This is a genomic window from Lysinibacillus sp. BS3, assembly GCF_039614735.1.
Classification (GTDB): Bacteria; Bacillota; Bacilli; order Bacillales_A; family Planococcaceae; genus Lysinibacillus; species Lysinibacillus capsici.
Genome location: NZ_CP154860.1, coordinates 3,774,976 through 3,793,921, shown reverse-complemented (window position 1 = coordinate 3,793,921; position 18,946 = coordinate 3,774,976). Strand labels below are relative to the sequence as shown.

The 18,946-nt window shown below is 37.0% G+C and carries 20 protein-coding genes; 11 read left to right on the top strand and 9 right to left on the bottom strand.

Translation table 11 applies throughout. The features are described from left to right. Positions 1-5: 5 nt before the first annotated feature. From yugI to AAJG31_RS18710, 3 genes are all read right to left on the bottom strand, one after another. On the bottom strand, positions 6-383 hold the full coding sequence (yugI, locus tag AAJG31_RS18720; RefSeq protein ID WP_004228409.1) for a S1 domain-containing post-transcriptional regulator GSP13: 378 nt from the start codon (positions 381-383) through the stop codon (positions 6-8). A gap of 86 nt (positions 384-469) precedes the next feature. After that, positions 470-2,122: a hypothetical protein gene (locus tag AAJG31_RS18715; protein ID WP_279495856.1), complete on the bottom strand. Its 1,653-nt coding sequence runs from the start codon at positions 2,120-2,122 to the stop codon at positions 470-472. Then, complete coding sequence (locus AAJG31_RS18710; RefSeq protein WP_048394469.1) at positions 2,115-2,663, bottom strand: sigma-70 family RNA polymerase sigma factor; 549 nt, start codon at positions 2,661-2,663, stop codon at positions 2,115-2,117. Before AAJG31_RS18710 ends, AAJG31_RS18715 begins: the two co-directional genes overlap by 8 nt. Positions 2,664-2,863: 200 nt before the next feature. On the opposite strand from AAJG31_RS18710, the gene AAJG31_RS18705 reads away from it, so the two are divergent. Then, positions 2,864-4,204, top strand: a complete 1,341-nt coding sequence (locus tag AAJG31_RS18705; protein ID WP_048394467.1) for a sodium-dependent transporter — start codon at positions 2,864-2,866, stop codon at positions 4,202-4,204. A 77-nt stretch (positions 4,205-4,281) separates the two neighbouring features. Here the strand turns inward: AAJG31_RS18705 and AAJG31_RS18700 are convergent, their stop codons facing one another. Beyond that, positions 4,282-4,542 (bottom strand): DUF1871 family protein, encoded by a 261-nt coding sequence (locus tag AAJG31_RS18700; protein WP_004228396.1) that lies wholly within the window; start codon positions 4,540-4,542, stop codon positions 4,282-4,284. A 72-nt stretch (positions 4,543-4,614) separates the two neighbouring features. Between AAJG31_RS18700 and AAJG31_RS18695 the strand changes: the two genes are divergently transcribed. Together AAJG31_RS18695 and AAJG31_RS18690 are read left to right on the top strand one after the other, a co-directional pair. Continuing rightward, complete coding sequence (locus tag AAJG31_RS18695; RefSeq protein ID WP_279495859.1) at positions 4,615-5,787, top strand: pyridoxal phosphate-dependent aminotransferase; 1,173 nt, start codon at positions 4,615-4,617, stop codon at positions 5,785-5,787. Between the two features lie 110 nt (positions 5,788-5,897). Continuing rightward, a complete protein-coding gene (locus AAJG31_RS18690; RefSeq protein ID WP_279495860.1) occupies positions 5,898-7,325 on the top strand; it encodes a hypothetical protein in 1,428 nt (475 codons plus the stop codon). Between the two features lie 50 nt (positions 7,326-7,375). Here the strand turns inward: AAJG31_RS18690 and AAJG31_RS18685 are convergent, their stop codons facing one another. Together AAJG31_RS18685 and AAJG31_RS18680 are read right to left on the bottom strand one after the other, a co-directional pair. Then, positions 7,376-7,588, bottom strand: a complete 213-nt coding sequence (locus tag AAJG31_RS18685; protein WP_004228391.1) for a hypothetical protein — start codon at positions 7,586-7,588, stop codon at positions 7,376-7,378. Positions 7,589-7,610: 22 nt separating this feature from the next. Next, positions 7,611-8,198: a peptidylprolyl isomerase gene (locus AAJG31_RS18680; protein WP_004228389.1), complete on the bottom strand. Its 588-nt coding sequence runs from the start codon at positions 8,196-8,198 to the stop codon at positions 7,611-7,613. A gap of 237 nt (positions 8,199-8,435) precedes the next feature. Between AAJG31_RS18680 and AAJG31_RS18675 the strand changes: the two genes are divergently transcribed. Beyond that, positions 8,436-10,286, top strand: a complete 1,851-nt coding sequence (locus AAJG31_RS18675; RefSeq protein ID WP_279495862.1) for a transglycosylase domain-containing protein — start codon at positions 8,436-8,438, stop codon at positions 10,284-10,286. Between the two features lie 345 nt (positions 10,287-10,631). On the opposite strand, the gene AAJG31_RS18670 is transcribed toward AAJG31_RS18675, so the two are convergent. Further along, a complete protein-coding gene (locus AAJG31_RS18670; RefSeq protein ID WP_279495863.1) occupies positions 10,632-11,195 on the bottom strand; it encodes a DUF5366 family protein in 564 nt (187 codons plus the stop codon). Between the two features lie 154 nt (positions 11,196-11,349). On the opposite strand from AAJG31_RS18670, the gene AAJG31_RS18665 reads away from it, so the two are divergent. Genes AAJG31_RS18665 through mnhG form a run of 7 tightly spaced genes read left to right on the top strand, consistent with a single transcriptional unit; the run spans position 11,350 to position 17,105 of the window. After that, positions 11,350-13,761 carry a Na+/H+ antiporter subunit A gene (locus AAJG31_RS18665; protein WP_103118709.1) on the top strand — a complete coding sequence of 804 codons (2,412 nt, stop codon included), beginning with the start codon at positions 11,350-11,352 and terminating at the stop codon, positions 13,759-13,761. Next, positions 13,748-14,170: a Na(+)/H(+) antiporter subunit B gene (locus AAJG31_RS18660; protein WP_004228380.1), complete on the top strand. Its 423-nt coding sequence runs from the start codon at positions 13,748-13,750 to the stop codon at positions 14,168-14,170. Before AAJG31_RS18665 ends, AAJG31_RS18660 begins: the two co-directional genes overlap by 14 nt. After that, entirely contained in the window at positions 14,170-14,511 is a 342-nt protein-coding gene (locus AAJG31_RS18655) for a Na(+)/H(+) antiporter subunit C (protein WP_004228379.1), read from the top strand. The genes AAJG31_RS18660 and AAJG31_RS18655 overlap by 1 nt, the downstream gene beginning before the upstream one ends. Then, positions 14,504-15,991: a Na+/H+ antiporter subunit D gene (locus tag AAJG31_RS18650; protein WP_054549430.1), complete on the top strand. Its 1,488-nt coding sequence runs from the start codon at positions 14,504-14,506 to the stop codon at positions 15,989-15,991. The genes AAJG31_RS18655 and AAJG31_RS18650 overlap by 8 nt, the downstream gene beginning before the upstream one ends. Positions 15,992-15,995: 4 nt before the next feature. Continuing rightward, a complete protein-coding gene (locus AAJG31_RS18645; protein ID WP_048394455.1) occupies positions 15,996-16,475 on the top strand; it encodes a Na+/H+ antiporter subunit E in 480 nt (159 codons plus the stop codon). After that, a complete protein-coding gene (locus tag AAJG31_RS18640) occupies positions 16,472-16,753 on the top strand; it encodes a Na(+)/H(+) antiporter subunit F1 (RefSeq protein ID WP_004228375.1) in 282 nt (93 codons plus the stop codon). Before AAJG31_RS18645 ends, AAJG31_RS18640 begins: the two co-directional genes overlap by 4 nt. Further along, positions 16,737-17,105 carry a monovalent cation/H(+) antiporter subunit G gene (gene mnhG, locus AAJG31_RS18635; RefSeq protein WP_004228373.1) on the top strand — a complete coding sequence of 123 codons (369 nt, stop codon included), beginning with the start codon at positions 16,737-16,739 and terminating at the stop codon, positions 17,103-17,105. Before AAJG31_RS18640 ends, mnhG begins: the two co-directional genes overlap by 17 nt. Before the next feature lie 45 nt (positions 17,106-17,150). On the opposite strand, the gene cysC is transcribed toward mnhG, so the two are convergent. Then, complete coding sequence (gene cysC / locus AAJG31_RS18630; RefSeq protein WP_048394453.1) at positions 17,151-17,744, bottom strand: adenylyl-sulfate kinase; 594 nt, start codon at positions 17,742-17,744, stop codon at positions 17,151-17,153. Further along, on the bottom strand, positions 17,741-18,880 hold the full coding sequence (gene sat, locus AAJG31_RS18625; protein WP_259949583.1) for a sulfate adenylyltransferase: 1,140 nt from the start codon (positions 18,878-18,880) through the stop codon (positions 17,741-17,743). The genes cysC and sat overlap by 4 nt, the downstream gene beginning before the upstream one ends. Between the last annotated feature and the right edge of the window lie 66 nt (positions 18,881-18,946).

The following is an 18,946-nucleotide window of genomic DNA, read 5'->3' as shown; positions in this document are numbered from 1 at the left end:
TTTCTTTATTGACCAGATTGTTCAATCCAGTCCTGCAATTTATCTTTTAAGGAATTAAAACCATTTGCATCCGATTCATCTACACGGTCCTGCAATGATTTACGTGGTGGTGCATCTTTTTTTCTTACTGTTGCTGGGCGATCCTGTAGCGCTCTCATCGATAAACTAATTTTTTCGGCCTCTTCATCGATTTCAAGAATCTTGACTTCAACTTCTTGCCCAACAGCTAAAAATTCACTAACGTCCTTCACAAAGCCGTATGTTATTTCCGAAATATGCACAAGGCCTTGCGTATTGTCATCTAGTGCAACAAATGCACCGTATGGTTGAATACCTGTAACTTTTCCGGTCAACACGTCTCCTAATTCATATTTTTTTACCATAACCTTTGCCCACTTTCTTTTGTTTGCTACGTATATATCGCTTAAATTATAACATACGTGTAAAAACGGGGCAAAAAATCATCTCATCAATCCATGATACCAATTATACGGTAAAAACCATCTTCATTTTGAGATAATCTAAACAAAATTTGCTTGCCATACTCTTTTTGATGTTCTTCATCAAGTCGTACAGCCACCATTGGATAAATTCCATTGTATTGTGATATTTGGCTAATTATGGATAATCCTTTTACTTTGTTTAAAAAATCAGACTCTATTTCTACATTTGATAGGATTACTTTCTCTTGCAATGATTCATCTCCAATAGAAATTGCATATAAATAAAGGGATACCATATTTAAAGGACTGAGCTGATTAATAAATGGTTCAGGGTCACTTTTCAAATACTGATCATAAATTCTCTTAATTTGTGCAATCTCTGCATCATCGATGTCTACAATATTAAATTCTTCAACTGCCGTATCTTTCCTAACTTGCAAAATGGCCGTTGAAATATCTTGTATTGACAGCCCTACTAACGTTTCTGAGTTGTTATATTGGTGTAATTCATTTAAAATAGTTGCCGCATTCTTTGTCATTACCTCCCCATACTTTCCATTAGCAACTTTTTGTAAAAAATTCAGGTATTCTTTATTAACGATTCCCTTTTCAGCATACACTTGATAATTAGTGGATCCTTTCATTAGAGCTAACCAAGTATTTTCAAATACTGCCTTTAATTCCTTATAAGTAACATTCGCCGTATTGATATCAAACAGCAATGAACGCTCCATAATTTTCAAGGATTCAGCTGTTTCTTCTCGTGTATACCTCAAGCCTTCTTCTCCTACTAAAAATCCTTTTTGTAAAAACTCAAAGTAACCAAAAATATCAGGGTGCATGTATTTTATAGGCTCAAAAGCATATTCCCCATCGATGGGATTAGCTTTAAAATAATAGGAACCATCCGTATCCAAATGAAGTTCCATATATTGCTTGCTTGCTGTTTCAATGATTGCTTTTAAATCTGATGGATACTGACTACGATCTATCTTTTTCTTTAAAAACTGTTCATAAGGTTCAAGTAAAGAATTAAAATACATTTCTATGTCATTAAGCGATTGCTTATATAAGCTAAAGATTCCGTAAGATTCATTAAAGGATAATGGCCCATATCCTTTGATTGTCTCTAAGGCTCGTCTTGGGGTCATTAATCCGTCTAAAATTTCTTTCTCCATTATTTGCAATTCCCAATCCTCTTCTATCGGACGTTCGTAACTCGTATAGAAGGCTAACATGGAATCTGCATTTTGAATATATGAAAAAGTATTCAGTTCTTCTACTGAAACTTTCAACTCTCTACTGATATCTTCTTTCACTCTCTTATATTTCTTGGTGATTCGCTCTACCCATTTTTCATACGTCCCTATCGTTTTGTCATCATTTTCTTGGGAAATCTGTTTATCACTGTTATTGTATGTTTCAGGCTGTCTAATCATATATGAAGTTCCTAATAAACCCACTAATAACATGCTCGCAATACTTACAAACCAAACAACCGACTTTTGCCATCTTGAGGGGCGCTGATGACCTTTATTAATAATTTCAAAAGATAATTCCTTGGATATATCCTCTTCTTCAATTTGTTTAAAGACAGTATCAGGATCAAGCTTCGCTTCCATTCGTTCATAGGATTTTTTCAGTAGTGCCATACGTTGGTCAAATTGCTTATCATCCATTTTCAACACTCCCATCTTGCATTAATGCTGCCTTTAGCTTTTCCTTCGCTCGTAATAATCGCACTTTCACCGTCGATAACGAAATATTTAAAACTTCAGCGATTTCTTCGTATTTTAATTCGTGGAAATAATACAACACGAGAGGATAACGGTATTTTTCGTCAAGTGCCTGAATAGCACGATGTAGATGCCTGTCCTCTTCAAACAAAAGAACATCCTCTTCAGCAGATGAATGAGTCTTTTGCTGTTGGGCTTGTAGCTTGTCCTCTTTAGCCTGCTGCCGTTGTTCCTTACGATAATAATCACGCGTAGCATTTAATGTGATTTTATAGAGCCACGTGGTAAATCGATCCTGTTTAAATTGGTGTAAAAAGCGATATAGTTTAACAAATACCTCCTGTGAAACATCAGCTAAATCATTTGTATGTACGCCACATTGAAAGGCAAACTTTTCAACGGTTTGCTGATGTATGCGGATAAGCTCGATATAGGCTTCTTTATCTCCTTGCTGCGCCCTTGCTATTAGTTCAACCTCCGTCATAGCTCTCCCCCCTTTTTGATAATGAAACGAAGTATTCTACCTAATTGTTACATAATTTAAATGTCTTTCCTCATATGTCATCTCTCTATATTTTTACTCCATCAAATGTCTTTCTTGCTATCATCAATTTTCTGATATTTGCTTGTGTTATGAGAATATTGAGGTAAAATAATACTTTAGTATAAGGAGGATTTATTTTCGTGTCATCGAGGGATCAATTTACAACAAAAATTGGGTTTATTTTAGCTGCCGCAGGAAGTGCTATAGGTTTAGGAGCCATTTGGAAATTCCCCTATATGGCGGGTACGAATGGCGGTAGTGTCTTTATTTTATTATTTATTTTATGTACTTTCTTTATTGGCTTACCCGTCCTCATTGCTGAGTTCATGATAGGTCGTCGAGGTCAAAAGGATGCCGTCACTTCCTTTAAGGAACAAGCACCAGGAAAGCCATGGTATTTGATTGGCTGGGGCGGTATGGTAATTGCAGGCCTTATCTTATCATTCTACAGCGTTGTTGGTGGATGGATTTTAAGCTACTTAGGTCGTGCCTTTACATTTAAGCTAACGAATGCTGGCTCTGACATCAACTACGCTGATTTATTTGGCGATATTATTTCAAGCCCTTTCGAAGCAGTACTTGTACAGGGACTATTTATGTTATTAACAGTAGTCATTGTGTCAGCAGGTATTAAGGGCGGAATTGAAAAAGCCAGCACATGGATGATGCCTCTCCTCTTTATTTTCTTTATTGTCCTAGTTATTCGCTCTTTAACTTTAGATGGGGCTATGGAAGGCGTTAAATTTATGTTTGTACCTGATTGGTCCTATTTAAATGCTGAAACATTTTTAATGGCCTTAGGACAAGCTTTCTTCTCATTAAGTGTAGGTATTGCGGTTATGATTACATATGCTTCCTATTTATCTAAAACAGAGAAGATTGGTAACTCTGCGATTAATGTAGCATCTATGAATATTATTATCTCTTTACTTGCAGGACTTGTTATTTTCCCAGCAGTATTTGCGCTTGGTTATACGCCTGATCAAGGGCCAGGCTTAGTATTCATTATTTTGCCAGCTGTATTCGAGCAGTTACCTCTTGGTGGCTTATTCTTAACTATTTTCTTCATTCTATTGCTTTTTGCTACAGTCACTTCTTCCATTTCCATGTTAGAAATAGTCGTGGCAATCGCTATTGGTGATAAACCAGAAAAACGTAGAAAAATTGCTTGGATTGGTGGAATCGTTATTTTCATCTTTGGTATTCCAAGTGCCCTTTCATTTGGCATATTAGCAGATGTAAAAATAGTAGATCGCTCTATTTTTGACTTTGTTGATTTTATGACTAATAGCATCGGAATGCCGATTGGAGCTTTGTTGATTTCAATTTTTGCAGGTTATTATTATACAAGGGATATTTCACGTAAAGAATTAGCTGCGTCTAGCTTCATGTTTAATATTTGGTACATTTTAATTCGCTACGTCTCCCCACTCGCCATTTTTATTATTTTCATTCAGGGGATTTTGCCTTTATTTAAATAAGTACTAGCCTCATGATGCATTAAAAAAGAGGTTGTCCATTGACAACCCCTTTTTTTATAAGGAATATGCAAAATATTTTAAATAATACATTTCGCTTCAAATTTAATGGCAATTAGTTTGTAAGAAATGGCTACACAATCTTCAAACGGTATCCATTGCTCAAACGAATGCTCATATGTTTCTTGAATAACTTTTGCAAGTGTTGATGGATCATCAATCCCTTGCAATGCTGCAACTACATCTGCTGTTTCTGTATCATAATGGTCTGGACCTAAGTGGAATGGATCCCACTCCTCTAGCAGATGGACAGCTGCTTGATTCATTTTTATATTTTCCAAAATACTCACCTATTATCCTTTGATCATACTCGTATGATACCATAGTAAAAAAAAAAGAAAAGAGTGATTTGCTTGTCTATTTTTGATCAAACTATCAAACGTCGATGTACAAACTCAGTAAAATGGGACGCAATGGAAAAGGTTTATGGCCTAAACGATGCCTCAGATATCTTACCAATGTGGGTAGCCGATATGGATTTTCCTGCTCCAATAGCCGTTTCAAAGGCTTTACAACAACATGCTGAACATACTATTTTTGGCTATAGTTATATGAGTGAAGAAGCGATACAATCCATTGTAGACTGGCAAAATACTCGCCATGACTGGCACATAGAGAAAGAAGCCATCCTATTCTGTAATGGTGTTGTGGCTGCATTAGCTAACAGCATTGTTGCCCTAACTAACCCTGGGGACAAAGTACTCATTTCACCTCCAGTTTATCCGCCATTCTTTAACATACCAAAAAGTAATGGTCGTGAAGTTGTGAGCTGCCCATTAATTGAAAAAGACGGATTGTTTGTCTATGATTTTGAAGCCTTCGAGCAGTCTTTAGCTCAAGATGTGAAAGCCTACATACTATGTAACCCGCATAATCCAGGAGGCTATGTATGGGATGAAGCTACTTTAAAGGAAATTGTACGACTTTGCGCTAAATATGATGTCATCATTATTTCTGATGAAATCCATGCTGATTTAATGATTAATGGGGATAAACATATTCCTTTAGCTAAAGTTGCAGGTGATGAAATCAATCGCATTGTTACGTGTATGGCTCCTACTAAAACATTTAACTTAGCAGGAATTCAAGTTTCATATATGATCGTAACAGATAAGAAAAAACGCTTGAAGCTAGAGGCCATCAATATGGCAAGTGGTCAAGGCTCATTAAATACATTTGCCTCTGTTGCCCTTCATGCAGCATACACAGAAGGGGCTCCTTGGTTAGATGAATTACTTCCTTATATTTCTGCCAACATGGATTATGTGAAAACGGAGTTAGAGCAGATCCCAGGTATTCGTGTTACGATTCCTCAATCCACTTATTTAATCTGGATTGATTACCGAGAACTAGCGCTTGAAGAGAAGGAGATCATGAACCGCTTACTTGAAATCGGAAAGCTTGCTCTAGAACCAGGGACAAAATACGGAGAAGAAGGTCGTGGCTTCCTACGTATGAATGTTGCTTGTTCATTTGATACTGTGAAAGATGGAGTCGAGCGTTTTAAAAAGGTCTTTGCGCAATAAAATGATTGAAAGGATATCTCTCCCCTTAGAGCTATCCTTTTTCTATGTTTAAAAACAAAATTTTGTGGAAAAGGTTCTTATCAATCGGATTTATACAGAGGTGATTTTACATGGACATTGTCCCATTAACGATTAAATGTGCTTATATGACATTCCTATTTCCCTTCGCCTATTCCGAAAAAAATCGTCAAAAAATCAGTGATATACTACTAAACGAGGGCTTTTCCTTTTTCACCTTAAACAATACATCTCTTGAAGACGCTTTTTATGGTGATATGACGATTATACATGAGGAGCTTGCCCAATTTTTCTATCCTTTTTTGGAGGATAAATTATTTCCAAACGAAATGAATAACCCTGACTTTATTCGTTTTTCGAAAGCTTTTTATACACAAGGCGCCTTACATCTGCAAGAAAGTCAAATCAATTATGATTACGAAGTGATGAGTATTGATGTGACATTATGTCCTTTTGGGAATGGGATTATAACAGTCAGAACAAATATTACAGATCAATCGCATGATCTAAGTGATATCTTAAATTTTATCCACTATTTTAGAGTATTAGAGGCTAAACTAAGAGAGGAAAAAGGTGCAAGTCATCATTTTTCATTTGGTCATTGTTCTTCTACGAGTGAATTATTATTTAAGTATTTTATACCTTATTTAAAACCCTTTCTATTACATCAACAAGACCATAGCTATGAAGGCTTACCTTTCTTTGAAGATGAGAGAATGTTTGCCTCAGCTTATTTAATTGCAGAGGAAGAAGCTAAAATTATACCTGAGCATTTATTTCGCTTAGGACAAGTAGACGGTAGGACACCTGCTGGCAAACCCTTTATTTCTAGCACTAATCCTTCATATATCTCTAATTATGTACAAGAGCATGCCCATACACGCTGGGCTCCTAACAGTTATATTATCACCTCCTCACAAGCACAAATAACGATTACAAATAGGCCGTTTGCCAAATGTACACATAGTATTCAAGAATTTATGGGTACGCACTATTACAATTTGTTCATTCATTATTTTTATAAAATGATGCTCTTAAAGCTTTCCTATGAGTATAGTGAAATAAAGTGGGGCAAAGATAAACAGGTTGTCAATGAACTAATCGAGCTGATTACAAAGTTTTCTGCACGCTATTATTTTGAAGAAGTCATCGTACGAACAGAAGGCAGAGAAATTGCTCAATTGCTACGAAAGTACTTCCGTATAAATGAACATTATGTAGAAACGAAAGAAACATTGAATAGTTTGTATCGAACACAGGAAGATCAATCCGATAATCGAAGTAATAATTTACTATTTATTTTAACAGTCTTTACTGTGGTATCGGGCATTTATGGGATGAACTTAGTCATTGAAGGGTGGAAAGATAGCAGTGATTTCGATAGCATCGGTAGTTATACACTCTTTGAATGGGTAGCCTTTATTACTGCATTGAGTGGGATTGGCTTGTCACTTGTACTGGTTTGTTTCACTGCCATCAAGGCCCTGCAAAATACTATTCGACGCTTTAAAAAAAATTGATACAATAAAAAAGAATCTGCTCGCCCTCTGTGGCAAGCGGATTCTTTTTCTTATATATTCTGTTGATTGTTTGTGTTTTTCTTTTCTGCTAAAATACGTGCTTCAATTTCTTTTGATTTTAATTCTTGTTTCTTAGAAATTTTTCTGAAAAGCGTAAACACGATAATACATAAAATAAGCATAATTAAAAATTCAAATGCTGCTGGAATATAACCTGATTTGTCTTCTGGGAAATATAAAAATTGATACATAAAGTTCTGCATGTTCTACACGTCCTTATACGTATTATTCAAAGACTGTAATTGACTCAATTTTCACATCTTCTAATGGTTTGTCACGGAAATCTTTTTCCACATCTGCAATTTTATCCACAATGTCCATACCTTCTACTACATGACCGAATACTGTGTGTTTATGGTCTAACCAAGGTGTACCACCGTTTTGAGCATAAGCTTCGATGATCTCTTCAGGGAAGCCCGCCCCTTGTAATTGACGAAGCATATCACTTGGAAGGTGCTTCATTTGTACAATAAAGAATTGAGAACCATTTGTGTTTGGTCCTGCATTTGCCATTGAAAGCGCTCCACGTAGGTTAAACAATTGCTCTGAGAACTCATCTTCAAAGGAATTACCCCAAATTGATTCTCCGCCCATACCAGTACCAGTTGGGTCGCCACCTTGAATCATGAAGTCTTGAATAACACGGTGGAAAATAATGCCGTTATAGTAGCCTGATTTAGCATGACCTAAAAAATTCTCAACCGTTTTCGGTGCGTGCTCAGGGAATAATTTAATTTTGATAGCACCTAATGTTGTGTTCATTTCTACAAGCACTTCGCCTGCTTGTACGTCTGTTGTTAACTGTGGAAACATGGAAGTCTCTCCTTTAATGATAAATTTCAGTTTCAATGAAAAAGATGCCCTTGCACCTTTTCTGACCTCATTTTAGTCTAACATACTTCCTACTGGTTTTCTCCCTCTAAGTATTGACGATTTTTGCACTTTTACTATTCATGTTTAAAACTATGTAAATAGGTCTGAGCGAGTATTTGGAATCAATCCAAAATATGTTATTCTGATGAAGGATTTATAGAAAGAGTGGAGGCACACATGAAAAAGGCTTTTGGTTTTTTTATTATCGTTCTATCCCTTCCTGCTTTATGGTGGATTAGCACAAACATTAAAACAGAAATCAATATTGCACAAGCACATGAGGAACAAATGACTAATGCAATACATTTACCCGAGGTAGAGGCCCAACTACCTGTTACACTTATTGATCGAAATGGGCAAACATTTAGTGAGGAATATGTCGAATGGCGGCAGCCACTAAGTTTACAAGAAATTCCACAAATTGCCCAGGAAATATTCATTACCAGTGAGGATGCTGATTTTTATACGCATATTGGCTTTGATTTAAGTGCTATTATTCGTGCAGTTGTAGCCAATTCAAATAGCAACACAACCTCTCAAGGTGGTAGTACAATTACGCAGCAGCTTGTTCGGATGCGTTATTTATCCGAAGAAAAAACATATGAACGTAAATTAACAGAGCTTTTTTATGCCTATGAATTAGAAAAAGAATTTGATAAAGAAGCCATTTTAACGATGTACCTAAATGAGTCCTATTTCAGCAATCAAGTTTATGGCATTGGCGGAGCAGCCACCTATTATTTTCAAAAGCCACTCCAAGAATTATCCATCGCTGAAATAGCTTTCATTGCTGCCATCCCAAATAACCCTTCCCTTTATAATCCTTTAAAGAATTATGATCAAACTAAAGCAAGGCAGGAGCGTTTGTTAGATACCCTTGCAGCAAATGGGGCTATTACAGAGGGAGAGGCAAAAAACTATAAGGCTGATGCCATTACATTAAATGTGAAAGATAAAATTCAAAGTTATCCAATGTATAGCACTTATGTTCTTCAAGAGCTAAAATGGCTTATTGCAGAAAAAGAAGGTTATGCGGATCGACTAAGCTCTACAGATAATGAGGAAGAAAAGAAAAAAATTAAAGCACAATTAGACATTCGACTCAATACATTATTTCAAAATGGACTCATCATTCACACAGCACTTGATCCTACTAAACAGCAACATGATGAGGAAAAAATATCAGCTATTTTAGGTACTAGCCCATGGCAAGCTGCAGGTGCAGCCATTGAAAACCAATCAAGAGAAATAGTCAGTCTGTATGCAGGAAAGAACTATGAAAAATTTGATTTCCATCGTGCATTCCAAGGAACACGTCAGCCTGGTTCAGCTTTTAAGCCTCTAGCAGTCTATGCACCATTCTTCGAAACAACATCTCATACACCTGATTCGATTGTCAATGGTGGGCGTTATTGTGTGGGCTCTTTTTGCCCACAAAACTATGGGGGCTATACGTATGGTGATGTGTCAATTCGTACTGCTTTTCGACATAGCTATAATACATCTGCACTTCGTCTCTTTCAAACCGTTGGCGTCGAGACAGCCTTTCATTACCTTAATCGCTTTCACTTCCGCTCGATTGTAGAGAAAGATTATAATTATGCTGCATCATTAGGAGGACTAACCTATGGTGTAACAGCATTAGAACTAGCAGATGCTTATACTAGCTTTATTGATGGCTCTTATGTACTTGCACATAGTATTCGAAAAGTCACAGCATTAGATGGAACAGAGCTTTATAGTTGGGATACACAGCGTGATCAAATTTGGTCTTCTAAAACAGTAAAATACATGCGTGAACTCCTTGCAGATGTTGTAGCAAACGGTACGGGTCAAGGTGTCTATAGTAATAGCAGCTACGTTGGTGCAAAAACAGGGACAACGAATGACTATCGTGACTACTGGCTTGCTGGACTCAATAATGAATATACTGCTGCTGTATGGCTAGGGTATGATAAACCTCAATCGATGCAGCAATTAGAAGAGTACAAAATTCATCACCAATTATTTAACGTGTTGCTTGAGTAGTGAAACATGCAAAAGGTAGTAGTCGCTAAGACTACTACCTTTTTAAAGTGTTAAAAAACAAAACCATCAATTAAATTTTTATTAAAGATGTAAATGGTTTTCCGTTACAGGCTACTTGCTTTCCTGTGGACGAGCGCCGAGCCGCTTCCTCCGCTCCGTACAGGGGCTCGCCTGTCTCACTATCCATGGGATTTAACGTCACAGAGGAGACCCTGGAGCGAATGTAAAGGAGTGAAGCGGCTCATCGAACGCCCCCTGGAAAGGACGCTGGCGGAGCGGAAATCAACCCCTCGCCTTTCAAACTCTCTTTTTCTACTATTAACATCACCATTTTAATAGTATGTATTAATTTGCAAACGGCAAACTTGCCAAAATGCCATTATATAGCTTTAATACGACATAAATAACTAATGTTATAAGAATCGTCCACATAAAAAGCTCAAAGATTAATAGACCGATTGTGCCGCCCATTGATATAAAATGACTCATTTTATAAATCAGATAAATAAAGTAGGTAAATATCGTTATGACGAAAATACCTATTAAAACATAAATAAATTGGATGGCAAATGCAGAACACATAGCACCTACAAATAAGATAATATAGCCACCTCGAGCCTGACTAACTGTGGCTCCTTCGTTGTCCTTTGAAAAGAACAGCATTCCTACTTCATGAATGGTTTCGCCTACTAGTTTAAGGGCAGAAAATAACATAAAAAAAACAATGGCAAAGACGATGAGAAGAAATACACGTAACTCAAAATCTGATAAAAACTCTCGCATTCCTGAATACACACCGATGGCTTGAAAAATCTGTAAAGATTTACCAACAGCATACATCCCAAATGTCAAACTAAACAATAAAATTGTAATTAATGGTAGATAACCATAGATATATGGGTTCTTCATAAAAAATTTTTTCCTCTATTTTTATTGATAACTTCCTATTTATAATATAACGAAAATTCTCCAACGACCGCAAGCTAAATCCCAATAGTACATATGCATTCCCAATTAAAGTACGTTATAATTGATTTACTTACCTGCATAAAGGAGGGTTTTTTTGTTACAAGTACTTTATATTTTTATTCCAATGCTTGTTGCAATATTAGTGCCATTATTATATAAACGCATGAATAATATTCACACAGGTTGGTTTGTTCTTGCTGTACCTGTTACGCTTGCTGTTATTTATACAACATATATTGCTCAAGTTGCTAAAGGTGAAGTATTTACTGCAGAGCTACCTTGGATTCCATCGCTTGATATTTCCATCATCTCATATTTAGATGGACTTAGCTTATTATTCTCATTACTCATTACTGGAATTGGCTCGTTAGTTGTGCTTTACTCCATTTTTTACTTAGATAAACATAAAGAAAAATTACATAACTTTTATGTTTACTTACTGTTATTTATGTCAGCCATGCTGGGAGTAGTACAGTCAGATCATTTAATTACTCTCTATTTCTTCTGGGAGCTAACATCCATATCATCATTTTTACTCATCGGCTATTGGTATAATCGGGATGCCTCACGCTTCGGTGCATTAAAGTCTATGATGATTACAGTTGGCGGCGGTTTAATGATGTTAGGTGGCTTCGTTCTTCTTTATTTAATGGGAGGAACCTACTCGATTCGAGAATTGATAGTCATGGCACCAAATTTAGTAGACCAACCTTTATTCACTTGGTCACTTGTCCTATTACTCTTGGGAGCATTTACAAAATCCGCGCAATTCCCATTCTACATTTGGTTACCAGATGCCATGGAGGCGCCAACACCAGTAAGTGCATACCTTCACTCAGCTACAATGGTCAAAGCAGGTATCTATTTAGTTGCACGATTTACGCCGATATTTGCAGCCTCTGAACTTTGGGTGTGGCTTGTAACAGGTGTAGGTATCTTAACTTTATTCTGGGGTTCCTTCTTTGCAGTGAAGCAAACTGATTTAAAAGGTATTCTAGCATTCTCTACAGTCAGTCAGCTTGGACTTATTATGTCACTACTCGGGGCAAGTGCTGTTGCTTTTCATGCAAATGGCTCAATCGATACCATAAAATTTGCTGCATTTGCTGCCATTTTCCACCTTATTAATCATGCAACATTTAAAGGCAGTCTCTTCATGATTGCAGGCATTGTGGATCATGAAACTGGAACTCGAGATATTCGTAAACTCGGTGGTTTAATGAGTATTATGCCAATTAGTTTTACTGTGGCTGCAATAGGAAGTTTATCAATGGCTGGTCTTCCACCATTTAATGGGTTCTTAAGTAAAGAAATGTTTTTAACAGCCATGCTTGCACTTCAAAAGTTTGAATTCTTCGGCTTTGAAACATGGGGAGCACTCTTCCCTATTGTTGCGTGGATTGCTAGTATTTTTACATTTATCTATAGTTTCTATTTTGTTTTCCGAACATTTAATGGGAATTACAAACCAGAGCAGTTACCTCATAAACCACATGAGGCGCCGATTGGTATGCTAATTTCTCCTATTCTTTTAGCAGCTTTAGTTGTGACAATCTTCTTTATTCCAAACTTTATCGGTAATACCTTTGTAAAACCAGCCGTTCAAGCGATACAGCCATTTTTGTATGATTCACCTCAAGCTGTTGATATTCATGTATCTGCTTGGCATGGCATTACCCCAGAGTTACTGATGACCATTGGAATTATAATAGTTGGGGTATTGTTATTTGTTGCCTTACCAAAATGGCAAGGGATGTATCAACGATTCCCGCAAGCGTTAACATTAAACAATGCCTATGACAAAATCATGCAGGGATTAGATGTTGGCTTAAATCGTATTTCCCGACGCTATATGACAGGTTCTATGCGTCACTATTTACTCTATATGTTTAGCGGAATAACTATTATTGTTATCGGCTCTCTATTCGTGAAAGACGCATTTAGTATTTCATTCCAAGGAGCCTCACCAATTAATTTGTATGAAATTATCTTGATCGTAGTTTTATTAATTGGTACTGCCATCACCATCTTGGCCAAATCACGTTTAACAGCCATTATTGGGCTTGGTACTGTAGGCTATACAGTAGCCTTATTCTTTGTCATTTTTAACGCACCTGATTTAGCGCTGACACAGCTCGTTATAGAAACGATTTCAGTAGCACTATTTTTATTAGCATTTTACCATTTACCTAAGCTTGGTAAACGCGAGGAGCGAATGAGGTTCCAGTTAAATCGTGCCATTGTTTCCATTGCAGTTGGTGTGATGGTAACACTTGTTGCGCTATCAGCTCATTCCCAAAAACTAATTCCCTCTATTGCTAAGTACTACGAGGAAACCGTCTATTCTTTAGCTGGTGGTGGAAATATTGTAAACGTAATTTTAGTAGACTATCGAGGTTTCGATACATTGTTTGAAATTACAGTACTCGGTATAGCTGGCATGGCCATCTTAGCTATGATTAAGTTACGTATGAATAGAAAGGAGAACACTCATGAAAACAAATGATGTGATAATACAATTTACAGCTAAAATTGTATTTTTCATTATTTTCTTCTTCTCCATTCATATTTTTTTAGCTGGTCACTATACACCTGGTGGAGGCTTTGTTGGAGGGCTGTTAACATCAAGTGCACTTGTTCTTTTAGTGTTAGCCTATGATATCAACACAGTCCGCCATATTCTACCTATTAATTACACATATTTAACAGCCATTGGCTTACTATTAGCCCTTGCTACTGCGGCATACCCAATGTTTGTGGGCAAACCGTTTTTCACACATTTCTTTGATTATTTCGATTTACCGCTTCTAGGCAAACAGTCATTACACACGGCTATGCTTTTTGATAGCGGGGTCTATTTGGTTGTTGTCGGCGTTACGATGACCATTATTCAAACGATTGGAGAGGATGAATAATGGAAATAATTATGGCCTTTGTGATCGGCTTTCTTTTTATGGCAGCGGTCTATTTAATCTTATCAAAAAGTTTATTGCGCATTATTATTGGAACAGGTCTGTTAAGTCATGGTGCTCATCTACTCATCTTAACAATGGGTGGTCTTGGTGGTGAAGCTCCACCTGTCTTAAACGAAGGAGCCAAAACATTTGCTGATCCCTTACCCCAAGCACTTATTTTAACTGCAATTGTTATAAGCTTTGGGGTGACAGCATTCTTCCTTGTACTTGCCTACCGTTCCTATCAAGAGCTTAACACGGATGATATTAGCCTAATGAGAGGAAGTGATGAGGATGAATAACTTCCTACTTTTACCCATTATCATCCCGTTTTTCTTCGGTATGATTTTAATGTTTGGACAAAAAAATCTAACTTATCAGCGATCATTTTCATTACTTGGGATTGGACTAGCCCTCCTCTCTGCCCTCTCACTGCTTTTAACAGTGAAAGAAGATGGTATTCAAAAGGTCACATTTGGAAATTGGCCTGTTCCTTACGGTATTACAATGGTATCTGATATGGTGTCTGCATTGCTCGTTACAACGACATTGCTTATTGCACTATTTGTTGTTTGGTATGGCTTCGGTTCTATCACGAAGGAACGTGAACGCTTCTTTTATTACCCTGGTATTATGTTTATTTTAACTGGGGTCAATGGTGCCTTTACAACAGGTGATATTTTTAACTTATTTGTGTTCTTTGAAGTATTGTTAATGGCTTCCTATTTACTCATCGTTTTAGGTGGTGAGAAGGGGCAACTGAAAGGGTCAATTAAATATATTTTAATTAATGTTATTTCTTCGGCATTATTTGTTATAACCGTGGCCTATTTATATTCTGTAGTAGGAACATTAAATATGGCTGATATTGCGGTAAAAATTGCTGAAATTAATCAACCAGGGATTATTACTGTTATTGCTGTACTATTTTTAATGGTATTTGGACTAAAAGCAGCTATTTTCCCATTATACTTTTGGCTTCCTACTTCGTATGCAGCAGCCCCGATCCCTGTCTTAACTCTATTTGGCGCTCTGCTCACAAAGGTTGGGGTCTATGCCATTACACGTACCTACACACTATTTTTTGTACATGATTTATCCTATACGCATGATTTACTAATGGCATTAGCTATTGCAACAATTGTGGCTGGTTGTATTGGAGCACTCGCTTATTTTGATGTAAAGCTCATTATTATCTATAACATTGTCATTGCAGTAGGTGTCATTTTATTTGGTGTCTCTCAAATGAATGAGGCCTCTTTAAAAGGAGCGATGTTTTATTTAATTCACGATATGCTGATTAAGGCAGCACTCTTTATGTTAATCGGCATTGTCATCTACATTACTGGTACATCTGACTTGCGTAAAATGGGTGGACTTATGAAAAAATACCCTGCACTGGGTTGGTGTTATTTAATAGCAGCTTTTGGCTTAGCTGGAATTCCACCACTTAGCGGGTTTGTTGGAAAGCTGTTAATTGTTCAGGGAGGCTTTGAGGCTGGCAGTATGTGGAGCAGTATTTTCATTTTAGCATCTTCACTGCTTGTTTTACTATCCGTGATTCGTATTTTCCTCTATGCCTTTTGGGGTGAGGAAAAAGAAACACAAGGTACCGTCGACAAATCTACCTATAAAATGCTGTTTATGCCTACTGCCTTGTTAGTACTTATTACGGTCGCATATGGTGTGGGTTCTGAATGGATTACGCCATTTATGGATGATGCTGCAAAACTATTAAATGATCCATCTATCTATATAGATGCTGTGATGAAGGAGGATTAGCACTATGGCATTTCAAATGATTTTAAATTTTGTACTTGCCTTTGTCTGGATGTTCCTTTCCTCTAATTACACAGCAACTGGTTTTATCATAGGATTCATGATGGGGATACTTTTACTTATTCTCATGCGGAGGTTTTTCAAGTCCCGTCTTTATGTCTATCGATTATGGGCCCTGCTAAAATTAACGTTGTTGTTCTTTAAAGAATTAATTTTAGCAAATGTTCAAGTGTTAAAAGTAGTGTTGAAGCCTAAACTGGACATGCAACCAGCCTTTTTTGCTTATCCAACTGTTTTAACACAAGACTGGGAAATTACGTTATTATCAAGTCTTATTACTTTAACGCCAGGAACAGTTGTAGTGCATGTTTCGGATGATGCGAAAACTTTGTATGTACATGCAATTGATATTAACGATGTGGATGAAGCCATTGCTTCCATTCGAGATTCATTTGAAAAAGCGATTTTGGAGGTGAGTAAATCATGACAACATTTATTATTGCTGTAATCGTAGTGATTTGCTTATCTATGATAGCGGTCATTTATCGAATGGTAAAAGGTCCTTCCGCATCCGATCGTGTTGTAGCTTTGGATTCACTTGGTGTTTCACTCATTTCCCTAATCGGACTATTTTCGATTTTAGTGGAAACAAGCTTCTTTCTTGAAATCATTTTATTGCTAGCAATTTTATCGTTTATCGGTACGATGGCTTTCTCTAAATTCATAGAGAAAGGAGATATCATCAAACGTGACAATTCTCGCTAATAGTTTAGTTATCTTTTTCATTACTGTTGGAGTACTCTTTATTGTCGTGACAGCTATTGGACTTGTCCGCTTACCTGATTTGTATACACGTGCACATGCCGCGTCAAAAAGTGCAACACTTGGCGTCATGTGTGTACTAATTGGTGTATTCTTTCACTTTTGGCTCATTGAAGATCATTTCAACCCTCGTATTTTATTGGGGATACTCTTCCTCTTTATTACTGGTCCTGTTGGCGGACACATTATGACACGTTCTTCCTATATTGCTGGTGTTAAGCCTTGGAAAGGTACCGTACGTGATGAACTAGGTCCTGAAATTGACAGAATGAAAAAGGAACAAGGTGTAAAATAAACGTAAAAATCTGCCCGATTACTAAATCGAGCAGATTTTTTTTAGTTAAATATATCCCTTGGCAGTTAAAATATTTGTCAGTTGCTCCACACATTCTTCAATGGAATGCTGTTCTGTATCCAAAATAACTTCTGGGTTAATCGGTTCTTCATATGGAGCGCTAATCCCTGTAAAATTAGCAATTTCAGCATTCCTTGCTTTTTTATACAAACCTTTAGGATCTCTTTTTTCACATGTTTCTACTGAACACTTTACAAAGACCTCTAAAAATTCACCATCCTCTACAAGTTCACGGACTACCTGACGATCTTCTCGATAAGGTGAAATAAAAGCCGTTAGCACAATTTGACCGCTCTCTATAAATAACTTTGAGACTTCACCTATTCGACGAATATTTTCTTTGCGCCCTGCCTCATCGAATCCTAAGTCACTATTTAAGCCATGACGCACATTATCACCATCTAATACGAAGGCTTGATTGCTCCTTTCAAATAATCGTCGGGCAAATGCATTGGCCACTGATGATTTCCCTGAAGCAGATAAACCCGTAAACCATAAAATAAAGCTTTGATGTTTATTTTTTGAACGGCGTTCTTCTTTTGTAATGGAGGCTTCATGCCAAACAATGTTTGAACTCATTTCACTACCTCCTTACTCATGCCTTTAATTAAAATGTCTACGACTTCTTTACGACTGAATGTACTTGGTGGTACTTCTCCATTTCGTAGCATCTCACGAACCTTCGTTCCTGATAGAATGACATGGGCAGAGCTATCATGTGGACACGTCTTTGTCGTCGCCATGCCTTCACATTGCTGGCAATAAAAGCTATGCTCAAATTTCAGTGGGACAATTGCTAATTCATCTTCAGTAAACTGTTCAAAAATCTTTTGTGCATCATATGTGCCATAATAATCACCAACACCTGCATGATCACGACCAACAATAAAATGAGTACAGCCATAATTTTTTCTAACAAGTGCATGGAAAATAGCTTCCTTTGGTCCTGCATACCGCATAGCGGCTGGAAAAATACCTAATTGTACACGACTTTCAGGATAATAGTTTTTTAATAAAACCTCATAGCTCTCCATACGTATAGCAGCTGACACATCATCTGACTTTGTTTCACCCACAAGTGGATTTAGAAATAACCCATCAATCGTTTCAAGTGCTGCCTTTTGAATATATTCATGCGCCCTATGGACTGGATTACGTGTTTGGAAGCCAACAATAGTTTTCCATCCCTTGTCAGCAAATAATTGTCGCGTTTCTATTGGATCAAATGAATAAGCAGGGAACTTTTGTGTAAGACGTTTAATTAACGTAATTTTCCCTCCAACATAAATGGCAGGACGATCAAAAAGCTTTTGAACGCCCGGATGTGCTAAATCCTCTGTTCCATAGACAAGTAAAGCCTCTTTTCGTTTATTCGGCTCATAAATATCTGCTACTTCAATAACGCCATATACTTCATCACCATAAACCAGCTTCACCTCGTCACCAGGCTGTAAAATGGACGCTTTCTCTTTTGTAACAGGTAAGGTAATCGGAATACTCCATACTACACCTGATGCTAAACGACTTTGTGCCACGACTGACTCATAGTCTACTTGTGTTAAAAAACCTTCAATTGGGCTATACCCCCCTATAGCAATTAGCTCTAAATCACTCAACGAAATTGCATCCAACTCAATTTCCTTATGAATAGTTGTGATTTTTTTTTCCGGATTAAATGCTTGCACAAGTAGTCCACCATGTGGTTGTAGACTCATAAAAATCTCCTCCTAATTCTAGTTAAATACTAAGTTTTGTAGTCAAAAGATAGTGATGATATGATT

Excerpts from the sequence above, each read along its gene's own strand:
- cysC (WP_048394453.1), bottom strand. The coding sequence starts at position 17,744 with ATGAGTTCAAACATTGTTTGGCATGAAGCCTCCATTACAAAAGAAGAA.
- yugI (WP_004228409.1), bottom strand. The coding sequence starts at position 383 with ATGGTAAAAAAATATGAATTAGGAGACGTGTTGACCGGAAAAGTTACA.
- AAJG31_RS18690 (WP_279495860.1), top strand. The coding sequence starts at position 5,898 with ATGGACATTGTCCCATTAACGATTAAATGTGCTTATATGACATTCCTA.
- AAJG31_RS18715 (WP_279495856.1), bottom strand. The coding sequence starts at position 2,122 with ATGGATGATAAGCAATTTGACCAACGTATGGCACTACTGAAAAAATCC.
- AAJG31_RS18675 (WP_279495862.1), top strand. The coding sequence starts at position 8,436 with ATGAAAAAGGCTTTTGGTTTTTTTATTATCGTTCTATCCCTTCCTGCT.
- AAJG31_RS18680 (WP_004228389.1), bottom strand. The coding sequence starts at position 8,198 with ATGTTTCCACAGTTAACAACAGACGTACAAGCAGGCGAAGTGCTTGTA.
- AAJG31_RS18685 (WP_004228391.1), bottom strand. The coding sequence starts at position 7,588 with ATGCAGAACTTTATGTATCAATTTTTATATTTCCCAGAAGACAAATCA.
- AAJG31_RS18645 (WP_048394455.1), top strand. The coding sequence starts at position 15,996 with ATGGCATTTCAAATGATTTTAAATTTTGTACTTGCCTTTGTCTGGATG.
- AAJG31_RS18640 (WP_004228375.1), top strand. The coding sequence starts at position 16,472 with ATGACAACATTTATTATTGCTGTAATCGTAGTGATTTGCTTATCTATG.
- AAJG31_RS18710 (WP_048394469.1), bottom strand. The coding sequence starts at position 2,663 with ATGACGGAGGTTGAACTAATAGCAAGGGCGCAGCAAGGAGATAAAGAA.
- AAJG31_RS18670 (WP_279495863.1), bottom strand. The coding sequence starts at position 11,195 with ATGAAGAACCCATATATCTATGGTTATCTACCATTAATTACAATTTTA.
- AAJG31_RS18660 (WP_004228380.1), top strand. The coding sequence starts at position 13,748 with ATGAAAACAAATGATGTGATAATACAATTTACAGCTAAAATTGTATTT.
- sat (WP_259949583.1), bottom strand. The coding sequence starts at position 18,880 with ATGAGTCTACAACCACATGGTGGACTACTTGTGCAAGCATTTAATCCG.
- AAJG31_RS18655 (WP_004228379.1), top strand. The coding sequence starts at position 14,170 with ATGGAAATAATTATGGCCTTTGTGATCGGCTTTCTTTTTATGGCAGCG.
- AAJG31_RS18650 (WP_054549430.1), top strand. The coding sequence starts at position 14,504 with ATGAATAACTTCCTACTTTTACCCATTATCATCCCGTTTTTCTTCGGT.